The following is a 21,979-nucleotide window of genomic DNA, read 5'->3' as shown; positions in this document are numbered from 1 at the left end:
ACGGACGGAGACCGCTCGAAGATGAGTGAGCACATCGAGTACGAGGCCAGGACGGTGCGGCCCTACGCCGTCACCGGCGGCCGCGTGCGCTCGGCGCGCTCCGACCTGCCTCTCGAGGCGCTGGTCGAGGTGATGCCGGGTGCTGTGACGAGCGCAGGGCTCCCGCCCGAGAAGCGGGCGATCCTGCAGCACGCGGCGCACAACTACATCTCGGTCGCGGAGCTGTCGGCTCTGCTCCACCTCCCGCTCGGCGTGGTCCGGATCCTCGTGTCCGACCTCTCCGACCAGCAGTACGTGCGCGTGCACACCTCTCAGCCGGTCGAGGTCAACACCGGTGAGTCCCCCGCCCTGTCCCTGAGCGTGCTGATTGAGTGTCTCAATGGCATTTCCGCCCTCTGACGCCGCCGTCGCCGCTCCGGCGGGGACCGCGGGGTCTGTCGCACCCACCGTCGTCAAGATCGTCGTGGCGGGCGGCTTCGCCGTCGGCAAGACGACCTTCATCGGGTCCATCTCGGACATCGAGCCCCTCAACACCGAGGCCGCGATGACCGAGCACTCCGTCGGCGTCGACGACGCCGGTGGCGTGTCGGACCGCAAGACCACCACGACCGTCGCCATGGACTTCGGCCGCATCGCGCTGCCGGGCCAGCTGTGGCTGTACCTGTTCGGCACGCCGGGCCAGGACCGCTTCCTCTTCATGTGGGACGACCTGGTGCGCGGCGCGATCGGTGCCGTCGTGCTTGTCGACACCGACCGTCTCGACCAGTGCTTCCCGGCGGTCGACTACTTCGAGAGCCGTGGCATCCCGTTCGTCGTGGGTGTCAACTGCTTCGACGGCGTCGCCAAGCACCAGCTCGACGACGTCCGCGAGGCGCTCGCGATCCCGGCCCACGTCCCGGTGCTCTACACCGACGCCCGGTCCCGCGCGGCCACCAAGCAGGCGCTCATCTCGCTCGTGCAGCTCGCCATGGAGCGTCTGCGCAGCCGGTGAGCACACCCGCAGTCGTCGACGGCCGGGCCCCTTCGGGGGTGCCGGCCGTCGGCGTCCCGGGACCCGGGGCCGTCGAGCCGACTGCCGCCGCGGACGACGACGGCGACGTGCCCGCCGCCCTCGTCGCCGTGCTGCCGCAGCCGCGCGGGCCGGTCGACGACGAGCCCGTCCCCGCGACCGGGCCGGTCGACGACGAGCCCGTCCCCGCGACCGGGCCGGTCGACGACGAGCCCGTCCCCGCGACCGGGCCGTCCGTCGAGGGGGAGCTCCCGGCGACGGCCCCGGCCGCGGTGGTCGAGGTCCCCGCGCCGCGTCGGGTGCCCGCGACCGGGCGTCGGACGCCGTGGGACGCCGCGGAACCCGCGTTCGGCCCGGACGGCCGTCGCGTGCGGCCGCGGGTCTACGCCGACGGGTCCGCGCTCTCGCGGTACTTGGACGGGGCGCCGTGCCGGCAGGCGTGGCTCGCGTGGGCGCGCGAGCACGAGGACCGGCTCGTCACGACGTTCCTCGGGGTGAGTGAGCTGCGCCGGGTCGCACGTCCCCGTGGGGTCCGCGCGCACGGCGTCGCCCACGACGTCGGGGACCGGGTCGAGGTGCTGCGGTTCTCCGACCAGTCGCTGCACGCGGCCGCGGCGGTCGCGAACGTCCTGCCGTCGTTCGTGGCGCTGCACGTGGGAGCGGCCGTGGCGCACGCGGAGGTCGGCACGGTCGCGACCTACGACGTGCAGCTCGCGCAGATCGCCGTGCTGCTCGGGCTGGACGTGGTGAGCCCGGGGTGGCCCGACCGCTGGTGGGAGCGCGCGGTCTGACGGCGTGGCGCTGTGGGAGACTCGTCGCCGAGCGCATGGGCGTCGCGACGCCGCGTCCGGGCGGCTCCGGGAGGGCTGTCTGAGCGGCCGAAAGAGACGGTCTTGAAAACCGTTGGGGCGGGACACCCCCGTCCTCGTGGGTTCGAATCCCACGCCCTCCGCCCTTCACCCGCGGGGAGTGCTCACATCGCGGGTGCGGCGGTCGACGGGATGTCCACGCCCCCGTCGCACCCGGAGGACCCGTGTCCCGTCTTGCCGCCCTCGGCATCCGTACCCGCCTGCTCGCCCTCGCGCTGCTGACCGCCGCCGGCCTGGTGGCGCTCGTCGCCGTCGCGGTCGGCGGGATCGAACGCCGGATCGTCGAGGAGCGGCAGAACGCGACGCGGGCCGTCGTGCAGACGGCGCTGGGCGTCGTCGAGCGCTACGGGCAGCTCGCGCAGGACGGGAGCATGTCGCAGGACGCCGCCCAGGCGGCGGCTCTCGACGAGCTGCGGACGCTGCGTTACTCGGGCGAGGAGTACTTCTGGGTCAACGACATGCACCCGACGATGCTCATGCACCCGATCAAGCCCGAGCTCGACGGCACGGACCTCACGCAGAACACGGACCCGGACGGCAAGCACCTGTTCGTCGAGATGGTGGACGTCGTCGAGGCCGACGGTGCCGGGTTCGTCGCCTACCAGTGGCCGAAGCCGGGTGCGGACGCGCCGCAGCCGAAGATCTCCTACGTCGCCGGGTACGCGCCCTGGGGCTGGGTGGTCGGGTCGGGGATCTACCTCGACGACGTGCGGGCCGCGGCGGTGTCGGACGCGCGCGGCGTGGTCGGCACGGGCGCGGTCGTGCTCGTCCTGCTGGTGCTCGTGAGCCTCGCGGTGGCGCGCTCGATCGTGCGGCCCATCGGCGACGCGACGAGCGCCCTGCGGTCCGGTGACGCGCACGTGCGGCTCGGCTCGGGCCGGGGCAAGGAGCTCGACGGCCTCGCGGCGGCGCTCAACGACACCCTGGACCGCACCGCGTCCGCTGCGGAGCAGGTGACGCGGGCGGCGGTCGACGTGCAGGACTCCGTCCGGGCGCTGGTGGGGACGAGCGACGTCCTGACGGGCGCCGCGGACGACTCGTCGCGGCTCACGTCGGTCGTGGAGACGAGCGCGGGCGACGTCGCGACGAGCATCGACACCGTCGCCACGGGCGCGCACCAGATGGGTGCGTCGATCCTGGAGATCGCCCGCAACGCGAGCGAGGCGGCCGCGGTCGCGGCGGAGGCCGTGCAGATCGCGGCGCGCACGTCCCGCACGGTCGCGCAGCTCGGCGAGTCGTCCGCGGAGATCGGCAGCGTCGTCAAGGTCATCACGTCGATCGCGGAGCAGACGAACCTGCTCGCGCTCAACGCGACGATCGAGGCGGCGCGCGCGGGCGAGGCCGGCAAGGGGTTCTCGGTCGTCGCGGGCGAGGTCAAGGAGCTCGCGGCCGAGACGAGCCGTGCGACGAGCGACATCGGGAACCGGGTCGACGCGATCCAGTCGGCGGTCGCGCTCGCGACGCGGGAGATCGAGCAGATCCACGACGTCGTGGGGAAGATCAACGACTTCCAGACGACGATCGCGGGTGCCGTCGAGGAGCAGACTGCGACGACGTCGGCGATGGCCTCGGCGGTGAGCGAGGCGGCCGCGGGCGGCCGGGGGATCGCGGAGAACCTGCGGGTCGTCGGCGAGGCGCAGGCGCGCGCGGCCGACGGGATCGGCACGCTGCGGACGGCGACGCAGGAGCTCGAGGTCACGGCCCGCCGGCTGCACGAGTCCGCGGAGTCCTTGCGCGCCTGACGCCCGCCGCCGTCTACCCGCCACGGGCGAGGAGGAGCGGTGCGGCGCGGCGCTAGCGTCCGGACGTGCTCGACGAGACCGCGACGGACGTGCCACGGCGGCGCGCGTCCGCGCAGCGGGAGCAGCGGGAGGAGGCCGGGCGCGCCGCACGCCGCCGACGGCCGCGCTCGTCGCTCGCCGAGGTCGCGGGTCGCGACGGCCGTCCGGACCCGCTGGACCTGCTCGAGGCGCAGGCGACGACCCGCCTGCCGGACCTCGTGCCGCTGCGGTACGGGCGCATGGCGGAGTCGGCCTTCGCCTTCTACCGCGGCTCGGCGGTGGTCATGGCGGCCGACCTCGGGGCGGCGGGCAGCACGGGGCTGACCGTCCAGCTGTGCGGCGACGCGCACGTCGCGAACTTCGGCACCTACGGCTCGCCGGAGCGCCGGCTCGTCTTCGACCTGAACGACTTCGACGAGACGCACCCCGGCCCGTTCGAGTGGGACGTGCAGCGGCTGCTCGCGAGCCTGGAGCTCGCGGCGCGCGCGGTGGACGTCGGCCGTCGCCGCCGGCGGACGCTGGTGCGCGACGCGGCGCGCGCCTACCGGGAGGCCGTGCGCGGCTTCGCGCAGCAGCCGGCGCTCGCGGTCTGGTACGCGCGGGCGGACGTCGAGGACGTGGTCGCGCTGGCCGCTGCGGACACGCGGACGGCTCGGCGCACGCAGCAGGCGGTCGAGAAGGCCCGCCGTCGCGACCACCTGCAGGCCCTGGCACGGCTCACGACCGTGGTCGACGGCGAGCGGCGCTTCGTCCCCGACCCCCCGCTGGTCGCGACCCTGGAGGACGTGCTTCCCGCGAGCCGCGCGGCGACGTTCCGTCACGGCATGGCGGACCTGCTGGTCGACTACCGGGCGTCGCTCGCGCCCGACCGGCGCCGGCTGGCGGAGCGGTACCGGGTCGTGGACGTGGCGCGCAAGGTCGTGGGCGTGGGCAGCGTCGGCACGCGCGCGTTCGTCGTGCTGCTGCAGGGCGTGGACGCCGACGACGCGCTCGTGCTGCAGGCGAAGGAGGCGCAGCCGTCGGTCCTCGCGGCGCACGTGGGCGGCCGTCACGAGCACGACGGCCGCCGCGTCGTCGAGGGGCAGCGGCTCATGCAGGCGGTGAGCGACGTGATGCTCGGCTGGCAGCGCTCCGCCGGGCTCGACGGGGTCGCGCGGGACTACTACGTGCGTCAGCTGCGGGACTGGAAGGGCGGCGTGGACCTCGCAGCTGCCCGGCCCGAGGGGCTGGCGGCGTACGCGCGGCTGTGCGCGTGGACGCTCGCGCGGGCGCACGCACGGTCGGGGGACGCGATCGCCGTCGGCGCGTACCTGGGTGCCGGGACGGTCGCGGACGAGGCGCTCGCGGACTTCGCGGCGGCGTACGCGGACGTCACGGAGGCCGACCACGGGGCGCTGGTGACGGCGGTCGACGACGGGCGGCTGCCGGCGACGACGGGCGTCTGACCCGCTCGCCCGCGCGCGACGCAGCCGGGGCGGTGCTCAGGCGCGCGGGCGGACCAGCGTCCAGATCCCCGCGCCGTCGCGCTCGGTGTACGTGAGGTCGACGAGCATCCGCGTCAGGGCCAGGCCGCGCCCCGACTCGGCGTCCGCACCCGGCATGACCGCGTCGAGGTCGACGTGCGGCGGCGGGCCGGGCTGGGTGATCTCGGCGACGAGACCGTGGTCGCCGGCACGCAGCAGCAGGTGCCGGCCCGCGCGGTGGTCCCCGTGCCGCACGACGTTGCCGGCGACCTCGACGACCGCGGTCTCGAGCGCGATGCGGTCGGTCTCGGCGACGTCCCCCGCGGAGCGCCACAGCGTGGCGAGCGCGTCGTGGACGCGCTCGAGGACGGCCACGTCGTCGGGGCCGTCCAGATCCGTCTCGACGCGCGCGTCAGGAGCCACGCAGGGCGTCCTCGACGGTGTCGTAGGGGCGCAGGACGCGGTCCATCGTCGTGAGCTGCAGGACGGTGAGGATCTGCGGGCCGGGCCGGGCGATGCGCAGGTCGCCGCCGACCTCGCGCGTGGCGCGCAGCCCGCCGACGAGGGCGCCGAGGCCGGAGGAGTCCATGAACGTGGTGTCCGCGAGGTCCAGCACGACGACCTTGTGCCCGGCCGCGACGGTCTCGTCGACGCGCGTGCGCAGCTCGGTCGCCGTGGCCATGGTGAGGCGCCCGGTGGGGCGCAGCACGGCGGCGTCGGGTCGCAGGTCGGTCTCGATCTCCATCAGTCCATCCTCTCCGCGCCCGCGTACCCGCGGTACCGGAGCGCCTGCACGATCACGCTGAGCACGACGAGGTCGTACGCCACCCACAGCAGGTTGACGGACGTGCCGACCCACGGGGCGTAGCCGAGCCCCCACCGGACGATGCCGACGACGGCGGCGACGACGAGCACCGCCATCGCGGTGAGCTGCGGCACGACGAGCCGCCACGACCCGCCGCCGTCCTGCCGCACCTTCGGGGTGACGGCGAACCCGAGGGGTCGTCCGAACCAGACGTTGGCGGCGGCGGTCCAGGTCGCCTCGATCCACACGGGGAACAGGGCGAGGCTGTACTGCTGCCCGCGCCAGGTGCGCAGGCCGCGCGCGGCGACGAGGAACAGCACCTGGCTCGCGATCTGGAACGGCAGGAACCGCGCGAAGAAGTCCCAGGTCCAGGCGGTGACGGGCAGGACGCCGAAGCACAGGAAGATGACGGGCGCGGCGAGGTACACGACGGCCGTGAACCCCGACAGGTAGCTCCACATCGTCGCGAAGTACATGAGCCGCTGGCCGACGCGCAGGCCGCGGACCGTGAGCGGGTTCTCCTGCAGGAAGACCTGCATGGTGCCCTGCGCCCACCGCAGGCGCTGCGTGATCATCGTGCCGAGGTCCTCGGGCGCGAGGCCGTGCGCGAGCACCTCGTGGTGGTAGACGGTCCGCCAGCCGAGCGCGTGCAGCCGCATCGCGGTCGCCATGTCCTCGGTCACGGACAGGGTCGCGACGGGCATGACGGGCTGCGCCTCGGCGGCCCGGTCGACGTCGACGGCGCGCACGAGGGCCTGCACCGACGCGAGCGCGTGCACCGGGGAGAACTCGCGGTCGGCGAGCTGGCCGAGCGCGGTGTCGTCGACGACGGGCGTCCCGAGCTCGGTGTCGGTGTCGATGGGCCACGCACCGAGCGCGTCGAGGTCGGCGCGGATCGCGGCCAGGTCGGTGTCGACCACGCCCGCGGAGACCTCGTCGACGCGCCGCTGGAAGCCGTAGGTGACGTCGGCGAGGGGCTGCCCGGCGTCCAGCTCGGAGAGCGACGTGCGCGCGGCGACGGCGACCTCGTCGAGCGCGGTGGCGACGCGCGGGTCCTCGGCCCTGCGGCGGGCGCGCGCGAGCACCGACCGGGAGGTCCGCAGCGCGTCGCGCACGGCCTGCTCGGTGGCGCGCACGTACCCGACGAGGCCGAGCTGCATGAGCGCGTCGCGGCGCAGGATCGCGTTGGAGCCGCAGAAGAACGCGGCGTTCCAGCCGTCCTTGCCCTGCTGGATGGGCCCGTAGAACAGGGGCGCCTGGCTGCCGAGCGGGTCGGCGTCGGGGACGTTCGTGAACCACTGCGGCGTCTGCACGAGCGCCACCTGCGGGTCGGTGAAGTGGCCGAGGGTGCGGTCGAGCAGCGCGGGGTCGGGGATCTGGTCGGCGTCGAGCACGACGAGGAACTCGCCGTCCGTCTGGAACAGGGCGTTGTTCAGGTTGCCCGCCTTGGCGTGCCGGGGGCGGTCCTGCCAGTCGTCGGTGCGGACGAGGTAGCCGACGCCGGCGTCGTGCGCGGCGGCGGCGAGCGCGGGGCGGGCGCCGTCGTCGAGGACCCAGGTGCGGTGCGGGTAGGTGATGTCCCGGGCGGCGACGGCGGTGCGCATCACGAGGTCGAGCGGTTCGTCGTAGGTGGTGACGAACACGTCGACGGTGAGGTCGGTCGGGGGCGCGGCGGGGGTGGGTCGCGGCTTGGCGCGCCACATCGTCACCCCGAACAGGGTGACGTCGACGAAGCTGTACGTCTCGGCGATGACGAGCGGCACGGCGATCCACCACGCCGACCAGTTGACGGACTCGAGCCACCGCCAGACGACGTAGTTGAACCCCAGCAGGACGGTGAGCGCGACCACGGCGCGCAGCACCAGGAGGCGGCTCACGGCTGCTCGCGGTGGACGGCGACGACGGTGAGGTCGTCGGGGCGGTCGGCGGCGCCGCGCGCGAGCGCGAGGACCCGGTCGACGGCGTCGGACGCGCTGCTCGCCCCGGTGAGGCGGTGCGCGACCTCGTCGACGGAGGCGAGCGTGCCGTCGAGCACGTCGAGCACGCCGTCGCTGAACGCGACGAGCAGGTCGCCGGGGGCGAGGTCGACGTGGGGGGCGTCCCGGACGGGTGGTGGTGCGTCGGGGTCGAGCGCGGCGGCGAAGCCGAGGGGTGCGCCGCCGGGCTCCAGGCGGGTGGTGCGGCCGTCGGCGCGCACGACGACGGACAGGCCGTGCCCGGCGTCGACGTAGTGCACGCGTCCGGTCGGTGCGTCGAGGTGGGCGTGGAACGCGGTCGCGAACATCGACGTGCCCGACAGGTCGAGTGCGAGGCTCTCCTCGGCGGTCGCGACGGCCTCGGCGACGGTGCCGCGGCGGGACGCGGCGCGCAGCACGGCGCGCACGGTCGCGGCGATGATCGCGGCGCCGCCGCCCTTGCCCATGACGTCGGCGAGGGTGAGCGTGAGCCCGCCGTCGGTGGGTGCCCAGTCGAAGAAGTCGCCACCGACGCCGCGCGCGGGCAGGCACGCGCCCGCGACGTCGTACCCGGGGACGACGGGCACGGTGCGGGGCAGGAGGCCGGCCTGCACCTGGGCGGCACGCTGGAGGTCGTCGTCGACGACGAGCTCCTGCTCGACCCACGACGCGAGGTCGCGCAGCAGCACGGCGTCCTGCGCGCCGAACTCGCGGGGCTGCACGTCCATGAGGCACAGGGTCCCGACGCGGTGGCCGCCGGGGGCGACGAGCGGGTGCCCGGCGTAGAAACGCAGGCGCGGGTCGTCGACGACCCACGGGTTGGTGTCGAACCGGGGGTCGCGCGTGGCGTCCTCGACGACGAACGTCTCGGGCTGCTCGATGGTGAGCCGGCAGAACGAGGTGTCGCGCGGCGCCTCCTGCTGCTCCAGGCCGACCTTGGCCTTGTAGAACAGCCGGTCGCGGTCGACGAGCGACACGAACGCGGTGGGGACGCCGAAGAGCTGCTGCGCGAGCCGCACGACGCGGTCGAAGCGCTCCTCGGGCGGGGTGTCGAGCATGTCGAGCCCGTGCAGGGCCGCGAGCCGCGCGTCCTCGGTGTCCACCCCCATGCGACCGACGGTAGCCACGGGCGACGACGACCCGCACCTGGACGGCCGACCGCTGTCCGGTTCGCCCCGGCTCGACCGTTGCGAGTTCACCCGCAGCGGCGTAACGTACAACCACATGGTTGTAGGAATGGATGCCGACCACGTCGACCGGGTCTTCGCCGCCCTGGCCGACCGCACACGCCGCGACATCGTCCGGCGCGTCCTGCACGAGCAGGAGTCGGTGTCCGCCCTGGCCCGGCGGTACGACATGACCTTCGCCGCCGTCCAGAAGCACGTCGCGGTGCTCGAACGCGCCGCACTCGTCACCAAGCACACGCACGGCCGCGAACGGCTCGTGCGCGGCAACGTCGAGGCGGTCCGGGCCGCGGCCCGCCTCCTCGACGCCTACGAGGACGTCTGGCGCGGACGCCTCGACCGCATGCACGCCCTGCTGGACGAAGGAGACCCGACATGACCGTCGTCGACACCCGCAAGGACCCGGGCGCCCTCACGCTCGAGATCGTCAACGAGTTCACCGCCCCGCCCGAGAAGGTGTGGGAGCTGTGGGCCGACCCGCGCAAGCTCGAGCGGTGGTGGGGCCCGCCGACGTGGCCCGCCACGTTCACCGACCACGACTTCGTCCCCGGCGGCGAGGCGCGCTACTTCATGACCGGCCCCGAGGGCGAGAAGGCGCACGGCTGGTGGCGCTTCGTCAGCATCACGCCCGTCGACGGCCTGGAGTTCGACGACGGCTTCGCCGACGACACCGGCAGCCCGCAGCCCGACAGCCCCGTCATCCACGGCCGCGTCACCCTCACCGGCACCGACGCCGGCACCCGGATGACGGTCACGACCCGGTTCGACAGCCTCCAGCAGATGGAGGAGGTCGTCGCCATGGGCATGGTCGAGGGCATGACCGGCGCCCTCGGGCAGGCGGACGCGATCCTCGCCGAGGGCTGACGTCGACCGGCCTACACCACGGGGAGCGCGGTGCCGAGGTTCGCGTTCATCCACACCCGGCAGGCCTCGTAGCCGGTCCGATCCGTGGTGCGGGCCAGGGCCGCCGCGACGGCCGCCTCGATCGTCGCGACGTCCCGCCCGGGGAAGTTGACGCGGGTCGCCGCGTCGCTGCCGTACTTCACGTGGTCGTAGTGCACGTGCCACGCGGCACCGACGCCGGCCCGGAACCCGTCGCCCTTGCCCTTGGTGAGCCCCGGGACCGGCTTGCCCGTGCGGACGTTGAGCGAACCCCCGCGCGACGAGCTCGGTGCGGGGGTCTCGTTCCGGTTCGCCAGGTCACGGGCGCTCCGGGCGGCAGCGCTCTCGAGCTCCTCGATGGTGGACACCGGGGTCTTGCCGATCCGCAGGACCCGGCTCATGTGCCCGGCCTTCTCCACCCCGTAGTACGGCTCGAGACGACTGCGCAGTGCCGCCGTGCTCGTGTCCGCGCGGAGCTCGGCGAGGGTCGGCCGCACGGGTGCGGGGGGCTGGACGGGTGCGGTCGGCTGGTCGACGGCCTCGCCCGGCTGCTCGGCGGCCGCGCCCTCGGCCTCCTCGTCCGCGAGGACGCCGAACGGGTTGACGGTCGGGTCCGCCTCGTCCTCGTCGTGCTGGGCCTCCGCGTCGACGTTCGCCTGCTCCATCAGGTCCAGCTCGTCCTGCTCGGCCTGGCGCTGCCGCTTGGAGCGTCCAGGCAGCACGACCTGCCCCGACCGTGCCCCCTGGTTCGGCTTGGCCCGCTGCACGGCGACCGTGCCGCCGTCGCGGATCAGAGCCGTGGTCGAGCGGTTCCCGAGCGTGCGTTGCAGGTGCTGCACCCGCCACGCGCTCAGAGCCGAGGGCGGACCCGGCGGGACCGCGACCGTGCCGGGTGCAGCCGTCGACGGGACGCTCGGGACCCGCGGGCGTGACCGGGTCGCGCCGTCCGTGGCGAGCTCGTCGAAGGTCACGTGCGCCCCCTGGGTGTCCCTTGTGCCATCCGGCCTGTGCCATCCGGCCTGTGCCGTCCGGCCTGTGCCGTCCGGCCTGTGCCGTCCGGCCTGTGCCGTCCGGCCTGTGCCGTCCGGCCTGTGCCGTCCGGCCTGTGCCGTCCGGCCGTGCGGCGGCCGCGCCGCCCACGAGCCGAGCGTCCCGCAGTCCGCGCCGGTCCGCCGCCGGAGCGCTCCCGGGAGGTGCGTCGCGCTCGGCGCGCGCCGTCGGCCGGGCGCACCGACGATGGGGCGATGACGACCGAGGACCGACCCGACCCCGCCCACCGCCCGCCCGACGGCGTCAGCGACGCCGTCGTCGAGGCCGTCGGGGGCGTGACCGCCGCGTTCGAGGTCATCGAGCACGCGCGCGGGATGCTCTACGCGTTCCACCGCCTCGTCGGCCGCGCCGACGCCGAGCTCGCCGACGCCCTGGACCGCCTCGCGGACGCCGGGCACCCGGACCTCGCCGACGAGCTGCGCGCCGAGGTCGTCGGACGCAACGTGCTCGAGGGCCGGTGGACGTTCCAGGTCGTCGAGGACTTCGACGACGGCTACTACCGGACGTTCGCCGACGCCGAGCGGCGGCTGCGTGACCGGCTCATGGACGGCCGCCGGCACGTCTACGAGTCGGAGCTCAAGGAGCGCAACCGCACGCACGGCCGCCCGGGTCACGAGGCGCGGCCGGCCTCCTGAGTCGCACGGCGGCACGCGTCGAGGAGTGTCTCCACGCCCGACCGGATCTCGTCGAGCGTCTCCCGGGACAGGCCGAGCCGGTCGACCATGGCCGCGGGGATCCCGACGGCGTCGGCGCGCATCGCCCGGCCGTCGTCGGTGAGTGCGATGACGAGCAGCCGCTCGTCGGTGCTCGACCGCCGCCTGGTCACGAGTCCGAGCATCTCGAGGCGCCTGACCAGGGGAGACGTGGTCGCGGCGTCGAGCTGCAGGACCGTCGCGAGCTCCTTGAGCGACAGGTCGCCGTGCTGCCACAGCGCGAGCATCGCGAGGTACTGCGGGTGCGTGAGCCCGAGGGGGTCGAGCAGCGAGCGGTAGAGGCCGACGAGCGCGCGGGCGGCGGCGGAGGTGGCGAGGCACAGCTGGGCCTCGACCGCGAGGGGGTCGTGGGTGCCGGTCTCGGGCGCGGGGGCCGTGGCTGCGGGGGTCGCCATGCCGGCAGCCTATGGTAATTTCGTGCACGAATCATCTGTCCACGAAGGAATGTCCGTCCCGGACGGACCGGTCCACGGAGGAAGGTCGCGATGGGCTTCGCCGACCGGTTCGACGCGCTGAACAACCACGTGACCCTGTTCTTCCTGCGGTTCGTCGGGCCGCCGTCCGTCGCCGACCCGGAGGGGCGGGGGCGCGGGGTCACCGAGGACGAGCGGCAGCGCGAGACGCAGATCCGGCAGACGTTCGAGCGCGTCACCGGGCCCGACGGGCGCCCCTACCTGGTCGAGCGCCCGTCGTCGGACGCCTGACGCGGCGCGTCACAGACGCCCGACGCCTCCGTCCGACGACCGCACGCGGGCGCCCCCCTACGCTGGCCCGATGCCGCTGACCGTCGAGACCCGCACGCCCGCCGACGTCACCGCCGCCGAGCTCTACGCCCTGCTGCGGCTGCGCGTCGACGTGTTCGTCGTCGAGCAGGCGTGCGCGTACCCGGAGCTCGACGGCCGTGACCTGCTGGACGACACGCTGCTCGTCTGGGCCCACGACGACGGCGAGCTGCTCGGCACGATCCGCGTCCTCGGCGCGCACGGCGTGACGCCCGCGATCGGTCGCGTCGCGACCGCACCCGCCGCACGCGGCCGCGGCGTCGCCGGCGCTCTCCTCGAGCACGGCATCGCGCTGTGCCGCCCTGACGCCGACATCCATCTGCACGCCCAGGCGCACCTGGAGCAGTGGTACGCCCGCTACGGCTTCGTCCGCGCCGGGGAGGACTACGACGAGGACGGCATCCCGCACGTCCCGATGGTCCGCACCCCGGCCGCCCGCCCGCGGGACGCCGGCCCGACACCCGCCCCGGCGTGACCGACGGCACCGCCCCCGTGCTGCTGACGACGGCCCGGCTCGGTCTGCGGCCCTGGTCCGTGGCGGACGCCGTCGTGCAGCGCGAGCTGTGGACCGAGCGCGACCCGCGCGTCCCCGCGCACCGCCGGATCGACGCGCAGGGCAGGCCGACGGTCGCCGACCTCGAGCAGGCGGTCCGTGCGGGCGCGTCGGCGGGGCTGCTCGCGGTCGAGCGCGCGGCGGTCGGCGACGTCGTCGGCTACTGCGGGCTGGTCGAGAGCGGGCACGGCCGCCCCGGTGAGCCGGAGCTGGCGTTCGAGCTGCTGCGACGGGCGTGGGGCCAGGGCTACGCGACCGAGGCCGCGACCGCCGTGGTGGAGCACGCGCGGTCGGCGGGGTACGCCCGGTTGTGGGCCGGCGTCCGTGACTGGAACGTCGCCTCGCGCCGTGTGCTGGCGAAGGTCGGGTTCGTCGAGACGGGACACCGGGAGGAGGACCCCGTGCACGGCGCGCTCCTGCTCACCACGCGGCGCCTCTGACCGGGCGCCGGGAGCGTCACCAGACGCCGAGGTGGTCCAGCAGGATGCGGACGCCGATGAGGACGAGGATCGCGCCGCCGACGACCTCGGCCGGGCCGCGGAAGCGGACGCCGACCCGGTGGCCGATGAGCACGCCCGCCAGGGAGACGACGAGCGTGACGACGCCGATGAGCGCCGCGGCCCCGGCGATGGAGACGTCGAGGAACGCGAAGCTGATGCCCACCGCGAGCGCGTCGATGCTCGTGGCGACCGACAGGACGAGCAGCTCACGCAGGCCGATGTGGTCCTCGTCGGGCTCGTCGTCGTCGCCGGCCGTGAACGCCTCGTAGAGCATCTTGCCGCCGACCACGGCGAGCAGGCCGAACGCGACCCAGTGGTCGACCTCGGTGATGTACCCCTGCAGCCGGGAGCCGAGGAACCAGCCGAGCACCGGCATGAGGGCCTGGAACGCGCCGAAGGCGACGGCGATCGACGCGACGTCCCGGAACGAGAGCCGGCGGATGTGCAGACCTCGCCCGAGCGCGACGGCGAAGGCGTCGGCGGACACGCTCACGGCCACGAGCAGCAGGGTCCAGGTCGGCACGGGTGGGACGCTACGGGGCGGTCGCACGGGCGCGGAAACGCGCGCGGTGTGAGACCGATCTCGGAACTTTCAGGTCGGTGACCTGCGAAGACGGAAGTTCGGACGGCCGAACCGCGCCGGACCCCGCCGATCCGGGCCCGGGCACGGGCGGGCACGGCCCGCCGGTCGGGGTGGCGACCGCACCACGTCGGCCTACGCTCGGTCCGTGCCTCGACGACGTGTCCGCCTCGCCCCCGACGCGCAAGGAGCGCGCCCCCCGCGCGCCGTCGACGAGGACGTGCGCAGCGGCCTCGCCCGCCTGCGTGACGAGCTCGCGGTCCCGGCCGAGTTCCCGCCGGACGTGCTCGCCGAGGCCCAGCAGGCGGCGTCCCGGGCCCCCGACGGGCTCGTCGACGCGACCGACGTGCCGTTCGTGACGATCGACCCGCCCGGCTCGCGGGACCTCGACCAGGCGGTGCACCTCGAACGCCGGGGCGCCGGGTTCCGGGTGCGGTACGCGATCGCCGACGTCGCGTCGTGGGTCCGGCCCGGGGGGGCCGTCGACGCCGAGGCGCGCCGCCGCGTCGTCACCCTGTACGCCCCCGACGGCCGCACGCCGCTGCACCCGCCCGCCCTGTCCGAGGGGGCCGCGAGCCTGCTGCCGGGCCAGGACGCGCCCGCGCTGCTGTGGACGGTCGACCTCGACGCGGACGGCACCCCGACCGCGGTGGACGTGCGCCGCAGCCGGGTCCGCAGCCGCGCGCAGCTCACGTACGACGAGGTGCAGCGGTCCTTCGACACCGGCACCGCCGACGGCTCGGTCGCGCTGCTGCGCGACGTCGGCCTGCTGCGGCAGGAGGCGGAGCGGGAGCGCGGCGGGATCACGCTGCCGACGCCCGAGCAGGAGGTCCAGCGCACCGACGGCCGCTGGCGGCTCGTCAGCCGCGCCACGCTGGACGCGGAGGAGTGGAACGCGCAGATCTCGCTGCTGACCGGCATGTGCGCCGCCCGGCTCATGCTCGACGGACGCGTGGGGGTGCTGCGCACCCTGCCCCCGTCCGACCCGCGCGACGTCGCACGGCTGCGCCGCGAGGCCGCCGCGCTCGGCGTCGACTGGCCCGACGGGGCCGCGGTCGGCGACGTGGTCCGCGGGCTCGACGCGTCCGACCCCGCGCACGCCGCGCTCCTGTCGGAGGCGACCACCCTGCTGCGGGGTGCCGCCTACGTCGCGTTCGACGGCGAGCTCCCGGAGCAGCCCCTGCACGCGGCGCTCGCCGCGCCGTACGCGCACACGACCGCCCCGCTGCGGCGCCTCGTCGACCGGTTCGTGGGGGAGACGTGCCTCGCGCTCGTCGCCGGGACGGACGTGCCCGAGTGGGTGCGTGCGGCGCTGCCGGACCTGCCCGCCCTCATGGCGGGCGGTGACCGGCGTGCCAACGAGTACGAGCGCGGGTGCCTCGACATCGTCGAGGCGGCGCTGCTGGTCGGCCGCGTCGGGGAGGAGTTCGACGGGATGCTCGTCGACGTGCGCGACGACGCGACCGTGGGCGTCGTGCAGCTGCGCGACCCGGTCGTGCGCGGCCGGGTCGAGGGCGTCGACCTGCCCGTCGGGACGCACGTGCGCGTCCGACTGGCCGAGGTGTCGACCGAGCGGCGCACGGTGCGCTTCGCGCTCGACGGCGCAGGCTCCTCCGCCGGGCCCGCCGAGGGCTGAGCGGTGCCGGGCCTCGACGACGTCGCCGACGAGCTCTACACGGCCGCGCCCGACGACTTCGTCGCCCGGCGGGACGCCGCCGCGAAGGACGCCCGTGCCGCCGGGGACCGCGACCTGGCGAAGGAGATCGCGGCGCTGCGCAAGCCGACGGTCGCGGCGTGGCTGGTCAACGCGCTGCTGCGCGACGTGCCAGGCCTCGCGGACCAGCTCCTCGCGCTCGGGGACAGCCTGCGCGAGGCGGAGCGCAGCCTGGACGGCCCCGGGCTGCGGGACCTGTCGAAGCAGCGCCGCGCGCTCGTCACCTCGCTCGTCGGACGCGCGAGGGCGCTCGGACGGCAGGCCGGCCACAAGGTCGGGGACGCGGTCGCGCAGGAGGTGGACGCGACCCTGACCGCGGCGCTCGCGGACCCGGCCGTCGCGCGGGACGTGACGTCCGGGCGCCTGACCGCCGGCCGCGAGTTCGTCGGCTTCGGCGGCATCGCCGCGGGTGAGCCGGTCGAGCCGGCCGCACCGGCGGAGCGGACCTCCGCGGGTGGTCGGGGCGGGTCGCGCGGCGAGGGTGGCGTCGACGACACGGGCGCAGGCGCCGGGGCGCGGCCACGCACGCGATCCGGCTCGCGGACCGGCACGGGGTCGGGGTCCGGCGGCGCGCGGTCGGCCACGGGTCGCGGGCACCTGCGCGTCGTCGAGCCGCCCGAGCCCGAGGAGCCGCGCGAGTCGCCCGCCGAGCGCCGCCGTCGCCGGGAGCGGGAGCAGGCCGTCGAGGCGGCGCGCCGCGCGCACGCGGACGCGGACGAGGCCCTGCGCCGGGCGCGCGGCACGCTCGACGAGGCCACCCGTGCACGCGACGAGCAGGAGCGGGAGGTCGCCGACGCCGAGCAGGCTGCCGCGGACGCGCGCCGGGAGGTCGACGACCTCACCGCCGCGCTCGTCGACCTGCGGCACCGCCTCGCGGCCGCGCAGAAGGCCCTGACCCGCGCGGACGACGCGGAGAGCCGTGCCGCGACCGCTCTGCACGCGCGCGAGAAGGCCGTGACGTCCGCGCAGCGCGACCTGCGGCAGGCCGAGCGTGCGCAGGCCGACGCCGAGCACGCCGCGGAGCGTGCCGAGCAGGCGCTCGCGGACCTCGACACCCCCTGAGCGCACCCTCCCGGTGTGGGCGGCCGGGTGGACGATGAGCGTCATGAGCAGGCTCGACGACGCCCCGCAGCTCCACGCCGAGACCCTGGAGCAGTGGCGGGACTGGCTCGTCGCGCACCACGCCGACACCGCGGGCGTGTGGCTGGTGTCGTGGAAGCGGGCGACGGGCCGCCCCGCGGTCCCGTACGAGGCCGCCGTCGAGGAGGCGCTGACCGTCGGCTGGATCGACGCGACCAAGCGGTCCCTGGACGACGAGCGCAGCGCGCAGTTCTTCGCGCCCCGCAAGCCCGGGTCGGGGTGGGCCCGCACCAACAAGGCCCGGCTCGCGCGGCTCGACGCCGAGGGGCGGATGCTTCCCCCGGGCACGGCCGTCGTCGAGGCCGCGAAGGCCGACGGCTCCTGGACGCTGCTCGACGACGTGGAGGCGCTCGTCGTCCCGCCCGACCTGGAGGCCGCGCTCGACGCGCTCCCCGGCGCCCGCGCGCACTGGGACGCGTTCCCGCCGTCGGCGCGGCGCCTGCACCTGCTGCGCGTCGTCGAGGTCCGCCGTCCGGAGACGCGTGCCGCGCGGGTCGCCGAGATCGCGCGCAGGGCCGCGCAGGGGGAGCGGACCTACCGCTGAGCGTCGGCCGGCCGGTGACCACCACCACACCCCGGACGGCCGACCGGGACGACGGTCCCGGGGTGAGGGGGGCGGTCCACCAGCGATGATGGTCCGGTGCCCACGGAACCGGACGACGACGAGCTCGAGCTCATCCGCCGCTCGGGCGTCGCGCTGCGCGTCGGCCGCCTGAGCCTGTCCGCCGGCACCGGTTCGTACCGCGTGAAGGCGTCGATGGCCCGCATGGCCCGCGCCCTCGGCATCGACCGGCACGAGGCGCACGTGACGCTCACCGAGATCACCACGACCTCGCACCGCGGCCGCTCGTTCCGCACCGAGGTGGCCGAGGTCCGGTCCGTCGGCATCAACGCCGACCGGCTGTCCCGGCTCGAGGCGCTCGTGTCCCGGCTGGAGCAGCGCAAGGTGCGCGACGGCGTGGAGACGACCGTCGAGGAGGCCACCGCCGAGCTCGACGCGATCGCGTCCCGCAAGCCCCTCTACCCGGCGCTGCTCAACGCGCTGTGGTCCGGCATCGCGTGTGCGGCGTTCGCGTTCCTCAACAACGGGGGGCCCGTCGAGGTCGCCGGGGTGTTCGTCGGCGCGTCGCTCGGCCAGGCGCTGCGCCGCGCCCTGCTGCACCGCGGCTACAACCAGTTCGGCGTCACGATGCTCGCGGCCGCGCTCGGCGCGTTCACCTACCTCGGCTTCGTCACCGTCCTGCACGAGATGGGCGCCATCCCGCTGCGGCACGAGGCGGGGTACGTGTCCGCGGTGCTGTTCCTCATCCCCGGGTTCGCGCTCGTCACGGGTGCGCTCGACCTCGCGAAGCTCGACTTCTCCGCGGGGGTCGCGCGGCTCGTCTACGCGATCATGATCCTGACGTCCGCGGCGCTCGCGGTGTGGGCCGTGTCGAGCGTCGTCGGCCTGCAGCCCGACCCGCCGCCGCCCCTCGGCCTCGACCCTGCGCTGCTGCTGCTCCTGCGGTTCGTGGCGTCGTTCCTCGGGGTCATCGGGTTCGCGCTCATGTTCAACAGCCCGTGGCCCATGGCCGTCGGCGCCGCGACCGTCGGCATGGTCGCGAACGTCGTCCGCCTGGAGCTCGTCGACGCCGGCGTGGTCGTGCAGGCCGCCGCCGCCGTCGTCGCGCTGCTCGTCGGGCTCATGGCCGCGGCCGTCGCGCCCCGGCTCGGCGTCCCCCGCATCACCATCTCCGTGCCCGCCGTCGTCATCATGGTCCCCGGCGTCACCGCCTACCGGGCCGTGTTCCACCTGTCCGACGGGCAGACGCTCGACGCGATCGCCTACGCCGTGCAGGCCGGCCTCGTCGTCGCCGCCCTCGCGATCGGTCTCGCCGTGGCCCGCATGCTCACCGACCGCGCCTGGGCGTTCGAGCGCTGAGCGCTCAGGGGGCGCCGGGCAGGGACTCGCACGCCTCGCCGTCGTCGTTGCCGTCGAGCTCCGCGACGTCGCCGTAGTACGGCTCGTAGGTGCGGAACCACGCGTCGGCCTCCGCCCACGTCGCGAAGTCCCGGCAGTCGACCGCGTTGCCGGGGTTCGCGGGTGCCGCCGCGTCCGGCGCCGGAGGCGGCTCGACGGGCGCGGCTTCCGCCGGTGCCGGTGCCGCGGCAGCGGGCGGCTGCACGTCCGTCGCCCCCGGGAGAGGTGCGGAGCCCGCAGGCAACGGCTCCTCCGGGCACGTCGCGAGGATCCGTGCGATCGCGTCGTGCTCCGCCTGCGTGACCCACAGCCCGAACGTGTACTTCACCGCGACCTGCCGCGCCACGTACGCGCAGCGGAACGCGGTGTTCGGCGGCAGCCACGTCGCCGCGTCGCCGTCGCCCTTCTCCTGGTTGAGCGGCCCCGACGCCGCGAGCAGGTTGAGCGGGTCGTTGCCGAGCCGGTGGCGCGTCGCCTCGTCGAGCTGCTGCGCGCCCTTCTGCCACGCGTCCGACAGCGCGACCACGTGGTCGATCTGCACGTCGTCCGACGTCGACGCCCCGCGCGTGAACGGGATGGTCGTGCCCGAGTACGGGTCCACGAGCGTGCCCTGCTGCACCACGCACCCCTGCGTCCCGTCCTTGAGCACCGCGTCGACCAGGTCCCGGCGCAGGACGTCGTTGCGGACGTCGCACCCGTTCCCGTCGAGGTCCACCTCGCGGTACGCGAACAGGTCGCGGTCGTAGCCCGTCCTGGGGGCACGACCCTTGACCTCCAGAAGCGCCAGCGCAGCGAGTGCCGACCCGTCCGCGGCGTGCGCGGGCGCCGACGGAGCCGGCCCGGCGGGGGCGGGGTCGACCGCGGCGGCGTCCGTCGGGGCCAGCGGCCCGCACGCGGCGGTGGACGCGACGACGAGCGCGACGAGCCCGCCGACGAGGGGGCGCCGGTGGGTGCGGGAGGCGAGGGTCACGCCGAGAAGTATCGGTACGTCGGGCCGCCGGTGTGACCGGGACGCGCGGCCGAGTCGCTGGTCACGGCACGCTTTGCCGCCCGGCGAGCGGGCCAGGTACCCTGTGCTGCACTTGGAGACGTCGCATAGCCAGGTCTAGTGCGCGACCCTGCTAAGGTCGTGAAGGGGCAACCCTTCCGTGGGTTCAAATCCCACCGTCTCCGCTCCAGGTAGTTCGTCCGACTACCGCCCGTGGTTCTTGGTCGACACCCGTCCTGGGTCTTCCGGGACGGGTGTTGCTGTCTCTGCGCCTGACCTGGCACTACAGGCACGCTGCGGTGCTGGTTCGTGGCGTCGACGGGCGGAGCTCTCGTCGCGCATGTGGGCCGCGAGCCCTGGCCGGCTGCACGGCAGAGCGCTCGACCGGTCGCCAGGGGCGGTCGGGTGCGCGGCGAATGCGATGGACGGCGCGACGATCGCCTGAGACCGTGACGCGGCCGTCGCCCGAGGAGGTCCCTGCGACATGACGGAACGCCCGGCCCCGTTCAGCGCCTTCACCACACCGGCCTTCTGGGACGACCCGCACGTCGCGCAGCAGATGCTGGCGTGCCACCTCGACCCCGGCTCGGCGCTCGCGTCCCGCCCGCACGACGTCATCGCCCGCTCCGTCGGGTGGATGGTCGACGAGCTCGGGCTGGTCCGTGGGTCGCGGGTGCTGGACCTCGGGTGCGGACCGGGCCTCTACGCGTCGCGCCTCGCGCGCCGGGGTGTCGTCACGCACGGGGTCGACGTCTCCCGGCTGTCGGTGGCGCACGCGCGGGAGGTCGCCGCGCGGGAGGCGCTCCCGGCGACGTTCGACGTCGGCGACTACCTGGAGGCCGACCTGGGTGGACCGTACGACGCGGCGCTGCTGGTGTACGAGGACTTCTGCGTCCTGAGCCCGGAGCAGCGCGGCCTCCTCCTCGGCCGCACCTTCACCGCCCTGCGGCCGGGCGGCGCGTTCGTCATGGACGTGACAGCGGACCGACGCTTCGACGAGGTCCAGCCCGGGGTGGTCGAGGCGGCGGACCTCGACGGCGGCTTCTGGGCCGACCCGCCCTACCTCGGCACGCACGAGACGTGGACGTACCCCGAGGAGCATCTGGTGCTCGACCGGTACACCATCGCCACGGACCGCAGCGTGCGGCAGTTCTGGAACTGGATGCAGTGCCTCACGCCGGCGCAGGTGGCGGCCGAGCTCGCGACCGGGGGGTTCGGGCCGCCCGACCTGTGGGGCGACCTCACGGGCGCGCCGTACGACCCGGACGCCCGTTCCTTCGCCGTGGTCGCGCGACGCTGACGCGAGCCCACGCGGGTCGGCGTCACGCTGCCCGGGGCCCGGCATCGCGGCCGCAGCCGGCACGACCCGCTGGCTCCGAGGGGACAGAGAGACGTCACCGGCGACGGGCGGTGGGCGTCACCGGGGGCGGAGGCCGCCCAGCACGAGGTCGACGTAGGCGGCGGCGTCGGCGGCCGGGTCGGTGCCGAGGCGGGCTGCGTGGTCCAGCCCGCACAGCAGCCGGATGAGGTCGCCCGGGCCCAGGTCCGCCACCGCACCCTGGGCCTGTGCGCGCGCGAGCGCCCGCTCGACGTCCGCGGTCATGCCGGCCACGAGGGCGGCGACCTCGGCGTCACCGCCGGGCCCGTGGCGCAGCACCTCGGCGATCGCGGGGTCGGCGAGCTGGGCGAGCATCGCGTGCCGGAGCACCTGGCCGATGCCGTCGACGGGGTCGTCGACCTGGGTGTCGTCGTGCACCTGCGCGGCGAGCGCGGCGAGGCCGGGGCGGGCGAGCGCGGCGAGGAGCGTCGGGCGGTCGGGGAAATGGCGGTAGGCCGTGCCGACGCCCACGCCCGCGTCGGCGGCGAGCGCGTTCAGGCGGAGCTCGAGGTCGCCGTCGTCGAGCCGTCGGCGTGCCGCCTCGACGAGGAGCTCGCGGTTGCGGGCGGCGTCGCGCCGCAGCTCGGTTGCCACGTCGGCCAGCCTACCGATGAGTCGATCACCGATCCGATCGGATGAACTATCCGAATCCTGCTACGGTGAAGCGGATAGA

25 protein-coding genes and 2 tRNA genes are annotated in these 21,979 nt (G+C 75.1%); 18 read left to right on the top strand and 9 right to left on the bottom strand.

The window, feature by feature from the left end:
- Positions 1-21: 21 nt before the first annotated feature.
- The 6 genes from CELF_RS18160 (at position 22) to CELF_RS18135 (ending at position 5,104) form a co-directional block, all read left to right on the top strand.
- Positions 22-399 carry a DUF742 domain-containing protein gene (locus tag CELF_RS18160; protein ID WP_013772724.1) on the top strand — a complete coding sequence of 126 codons (378 nt, stop codon included), beginning with the start codon at positions 22-24 and terminating at the stop codon, positions 397-399.
- The gene (locus CELF_RS18155) at positions 380-991 is read left to right on the top strand and encodes a GTP-binding protein (RefSeq protein ID WP_013772723.1); all 612 of its coding nucleotides are present in this window, start codon (positions 380-382) and stop codon (positions 989-991) included. The genes CELF_RS18160 and CELF_RS18155 overlap by 20 nt, the downstream gene beginning before the upstream one ends.
- Entirely contained in the window at positions 988-1,800 is an 813-nt protein-coding gene (locus CELF_RS21270; RefSeq protein WP_013772722.1) for a hypothetical protein, read from the top strand. The genes CELF_RS18155 and CELF_RS21270 overlap by 4 nt, the downstream gene beginning before the upstream one ends.
- 69 nt (positions 1,801-1,869) lie before the next feature.
- Positions 1,870-1,961: transfer RNA gene (locus tag CELF_RS18145), tRNA-Ser, on the top strand.
- 81 nt (positions 1,962-2,042) lie between these two features.
- Positions 2,043-3,620, top strand: a complete 1,578-nt coding sequence (locus CELF_RS18140) for a methyl-accepting chemotaxis protein (RefSeq protein WP_013772721.1) — start codon at positions 2,043-2,045, stop codon at positions 3,618-3,620.
- A gap of 65 nt (positions 3,621-3,685) precedes the next feature.
- Positions 3,686-5,104 (top strand): DUF2252 domain-containing protein, encoded by a 1,419-nt coding sequence (locus tag CELF_RS18135; RefSeq protein ID WP_013772720.1) that lies wholly within the window; start codon positions 3,686-3,688, stop codon positions 5,102-5,104.
- A 36-nt stretch (positions 5,105-5,140) separates the two neighbouring features.
- Here CELF_RS18135 and CELF_RS18130 read toward each other — a convergent pair whose 3' ends face one another.
- Genes CELF_RS18130 through CELF_RS18115 form a run of 4 tightly spaced genes read right to left on the bottom strand, consistent with a single transcriptional unit; the run spans position 5,141 to position 8,991 of the window.
- Complete coding sequence (locus CELF_RS18130; protein WP_013772719.1) at positions 5,141-5,545, bottom strand: ATP-binding protein; 405 nt, start codon at positions 5,543-5,545, stop codon at positions 5,141-5,143.
- Positions 5,535-5,867 (bottom strand): STAS domain-containing protein, encoded by a 333-nt coding sequence (locus CELF_RS18125; RefSeq protein WP_013772718.1) that lies wholly within the window; start codon positions 5,865-5,867, stop codon positions 5,535-5,537. Before CELF_RS18125 ends, CELF_RS18130 begins: the two co-directional genes overlap by 11 nt.
- Positions 5,867-7,804, bottom strand: a complete 1,938-nt coding sequence (locus tag CELF_RS18120) for a glycosyltransferase family 2 protein (protein ID WP_013772717.1) — start codon at positions 7,802-7,804, stop codon at positions 5,867-5,869. The genes CELF_RS18125 and CELF_RS18120 overlap by 1 nt, the downstream gene beginning before the upstream one ends.
- Positions 7,801-8,991 (bottom strand): PP2C family protein-serine/threonine phosphatase, encoded by a 1,191-nt coding sequence (locus CELF_RS18115; RefSeq protein ID WP_013772716.1) that lies wholly within the window; start codon positions 8,989-8,991, stop codon positions 7,801-7,803. The genes CELF_RS18120 and CELF_RS18115 overlap by 4 nt, the downstream gene beginning before the upstream one ends.
- A 127-nt stretch (positions 8,992-9,118) precedes the next feature.
- Here CELF_RS18115 and CELF_RS18110 point away from each other — a divergent pair, with 127 nt between their 5' ends.
- Both CELF_RS18110 and CELF_RS18105 read left to right on the top strand, forming a co-directional pair.
- On the top strand, positions 9,119-9,445 hold the full coding sequence (locus tag CELF_RS18110) for an ArsR/SmtB family transcription factor (protein ID WP_013772715.1): 327 nt from the start codon (positions 9,119-9,121) through the stop codon (positions 9,443-9,445).
- Positions 9,442-9,930, top strand: a complete 489-nt coding sequence (locus tag CELF_RS18105) for an SRPBCC family protein (protein ID WP_013772714.1) — start codon at positions 9,442-9,444, stop codon at positions 9,928-9,930. The genes CELF_RS18110 and CELF_RS18105 overlap by 4 nt, the downstream gene beginning before the upstream one ends.
- 11 nt (positions 9,931-9,941) lie before the next feature.
- On the opposite strand, the gene CELF_RS18100 is transcribed toward CELF_RS18105, so the two are convergent.
- The gene (locus CELF_RS18100) at positions 9,942-10,919 is read right to left on the bottom strand and encodes a hypothetical protein (protein ID WP_013772713.1); all 978 of its coding nucleotides are present in this window, start codon (positions 10,917-10,919) and stop codon (positions 9,942-9,944) included.
- Positions 10,920-11,192: 273 nt separating this feature from the next.
- On the opposite strand from CELF_RS18100, the gene CELF_RS18095 reads away from it, so the two are divergent.
- Positions 11,193-11,633, top strand: a complete 441-nt coding sequence (locus CELF_RS18095; RefSeq protein ID WP_013772712.1) for a hypothetical protein — start codon at positions 11,193-11,195, stop codon at positions 11,631-11,633.
- Here the strand turns inward: CELF_RS18095 and CELF_RS18090 are convergent.
- Entirely contained in the window at positions 11,609-12,106 is a 498-nt protein-coding gene (locus tag CELF_RS18090; protein WP_013772711.1) for a MarR family winged helix-turn-helix transcriptional regulator, read from the bottom strand. The genes CELF_RS18095 and CELF_RS18090 overlap by 25 nt on opposite strands.
- A 90-nt stretch (positions 12,107-12,196) precedes the next feature.
- On the opposite strand from CELF_RS18090, the gene CELF_RS18085 reads away from it, so the two are divergent.
- The 3 genes from CELF_RS18085 (at position 12,197) to CELF_RS18075 (ending at position 13,486) form a co-directional block, all read left to right on the top strand.
- Positions 12,197-12,415, top strand: coding sequence for a hypothetical protein (locus CELF_RS18085; protein ID WP_013772710.1), 219 nt, complete (start codon positions 12,197-12,199; stop codon positions 12,413-12,415).
- Positions 12,416-12,485: 70 nt separating this feature from the next.
- Complete coding sequence (locus CELF_RS18080) at positions 12,486-12,968, top strand: GNAT family N-acetyltransferase (RefSeq protein WP_013772709.1); 483 nt, start codon at positions 12,486-12,488, stop codon at positions 12,966-12,968.
- On the top strand, positions 12,965-13,486 hold the full coding sequence (locus tag CELF_RS18075; protein WP_013772708.1) for a GNAT family N-acetyltransferase: 522 nt from the start codon (positions 12,965-12,967) through the stop codon (positions 13,484-13,486). Before CELF_RS18080 ends, CELF_RS18075 begins: the two co-directional genes overlap by 4 nt.
- A gap of 16 nt (positions 13,487-13,502) precedes the next feature.
- Here the strand turns inward: CELF_RS18075 and CELF_RS18070 are convergent, their stop codons facing one another.
- Positions 13,503-14,069: a manganese efflux pump MntP gene (locus CELF_RS18070; protein WP_013772707.1), complete on the bottom strand. Its 567-nt coding sequence runs from the start codon at positions 14,067-14,069 to the stop codon at positions 13,503-13,505.
- Between the two features lie 205 nt (positions 14,070-14,274).
- Here CELF_RS18070 and CELF_RS18065 point away from each other — a divergent pair, with 205 nt between their 5' ends.
- The 4 genes from CELF_RS18065 to CELF_RS18050 all read left to right on the top strand — a co-directional run bounded on the left by CELF_RS18065 (position 14,275) and on the right by CELF_RS18050 (position 18,901).
- Positions 14,275-15,762 (top strand): RNB domain-containing ribonuclease, encoded by a 1,488-nt coding sequence (locus tag CELF_RS18065; RefSeq protein WP_049791505.1) that lies wholly within the window; start codon positions 14,275-14,277, stop codon positions 15,760-15,762.
- Positions 15,763-15,765: 3 nt separating this feature from the next.
- Positions 15,766-16,902, top strand: a complete 1,137-nt coding sequence (locus tag CELF_RS19775) for a hypothetical protein (protein WP_013772705.1) — start codon at positions 15,766-15,768, stop codon at positions 16,900-16,902.
- Between the two features lie 43 nt (positions 16,903-16,945).
- Positions 16,946-17,524 (top strand): YdeI/OmpD-associated family protein, encoded by a 579-nt coding sequence (locus CELF_RS18055; RefSeq protein WP_049791503.1) that lies wholly within the window; start codon positions 16,946-16,948, stop codon positions 17,522-17,524.
- A gap of 96 nt (positions 17,525-17,620) precedes the next feature.
- Positions 17,621-18,901 (top strand): threonine/serine exporter family protein, encoded by a 1,281-nt coding sequence (locus tag CELF_RS18050; RefSeq protein ID WP_013772703.1) that lies wholly within the window; start codon positions 17,621-17,623, stop codon positions 18,899-18,901.
- 4 nt (positions 18,902-18,905) lie between these two features.
- Here CELF_RS18050 and CELF_RS18045 read toward each other — a convergent pair whose 3' ends face one another.
- The gene (locus CELF_RS18045; protein ID WP_013772702.1) at positions 18,906-19,910 is read right to left on the bottom strand and encodes an HNH endonuclease family protein; all 1,005 of its coding nucleotides are present in this window, start codon (positions 19,908-19,910) and stop codon (positions 18,906-18,908) included.
- A gap of 114 nt (positions 19,911-20,024) precedes the next feature.
- On the opposite strand from CELF_RS18045, the gene CELF_RS18040 reads away from it, so the two are divergent.
- Both CELF_RS18040 and CELF_RS18035 read left to right on the top strand, forming a co-directional pair.
- Positions 20,025-20,113: transfer RNA gene (locus CELF_RS18040), tRNA-Ser, on the top strand.
- A 299-nt stretch (positions 20,114-20,412) separates the two neighbouring features.
- The gene (locus CELF_RS18035; RefSeq protein WP_013772701.1) at positions 20,413-21,228 is read left to right on the top strand and encodes an SAM-dependent methyltransferase; all 816 of its coding nucleotides are present in this window, start codon (positions 20,413-20,415) and stop codon (positions 21,226-21,228) included.
- A 117-nt stretch (positions 21,229-21,345) separates the two neighbouring features.
- On the opposite strand, the gene CELF_RS18030 is transcribed toward CELF_RS18035, so the two are convergent.
- A complete protein-coding gene (locus CELF_RS18030; RefSeq protein ID WP_013772700.1) occupies positions 21,346-21,900 on the bottom strand; it encodes a TetR/AcrR family transcriptional regulator in 555 nt (184 codons plus the stop codon).
- Positions 21,901-21,979 lie beyond the last annotated feature (79 nt).

Source organism: Cellulomonas fimi ATCC 484 (assembly GCF_000212695.1).
Lineage (GTDB): Bacteria > Actinomycetota > Actinomycetes > Actinomycetales > Cellulomonadaceae > Cellulomonas > Cellulomonas fimi.
The sequence above is the reverse complement of the archived record's forward strand: the minus strand, read 5'-3'. Positions and strand labels throughout refer to the sequence as shown.

Bases quoted from the DNA above. Each gene is read 5' to 3' on its own strand.
- CELF_RS18160 (WP_013772724.1), top strand. From the start codon at position 22: ATGAGTGAGCACATCGAGTACGAGGCCAGGACGGTGCGGCCCTACGCC.
- CELF_RS18155 (WP_013772723.1), top strand. From the start codon at position 380: ATGGCATTTCCGCCCTCTGACGCCGCCGTCGCCGCTCCGGCGGGGACC.
- CELF_RS18125 (WP_013772718.1), bottom strand. From the start codon at position 5,867: ATGGAGATCGAGACCGACCTGCGACCCGACGCCGCCGTGCTGCGCCCC.
- CELF_RS18115 (WP_013772716.1), bottom strand. From the start codon at position 8,991: ATGGGGGTGGACACCGAGGACGCGCGGCTCGCGGCCCTGCACGGGCTC.
- CELF_RS18110 (WP_013772715.1), top strand. From the start codon at position 9,119: ATGGATGCCGACCACGTCGACCGGGTCTTCGCCGCCCTGGCCGACCGC.
- CELF_RS18105 (WP_013772714.1), top strand. From the start codon at position 9,442: ATGACCGTCGTCGACACCCGCAAGGACCCGGGCGCCCTCACGCTCGAG.
- CELF_RS18095 (WP_013772712.1), top strand. From the start codon at position 11,193: ATGACGACCGAGGACCGACCCGACCCCGCCCACCGCCCGCCCGACGGC.
- CELF_RS18090 (WP_013772711.1), bottom strand. From the start codon at position 12,106: ATGGCGACCCCCGCAGCCACGGCCCCCGCGCCCGAGACCGGCACCCAC.
- CELF_RS18085 (WP_013772710.1), top strand. From the start codon at position 12,197: ATGGGCTTCGCCGACCGGTTCGACGCGCTGAACAACCACGTGACCCTG.
- CELF_RS18080 (WP_013772709.1), top strand. From the start codon at position 12,486: ATGCCGCTGACCGTCGAGACCCGCACGCCCGCCGACGTCACCGCCGCC.
- CELF_RS18055 (WP_049791503.1), top strand. From the start codon at position 16,946: ATGAGCAGGCTCGACGACGCCCCGCAGCTCCACGCCGAGACCCTGGAG.
- CELF_RS18035 (WP_013772701.1), top strand. From the start codon at position 20,413: ATGACGGAACGCCCGGCCCCGTTCAGCGCCTTCACCACACCGGCCTTC.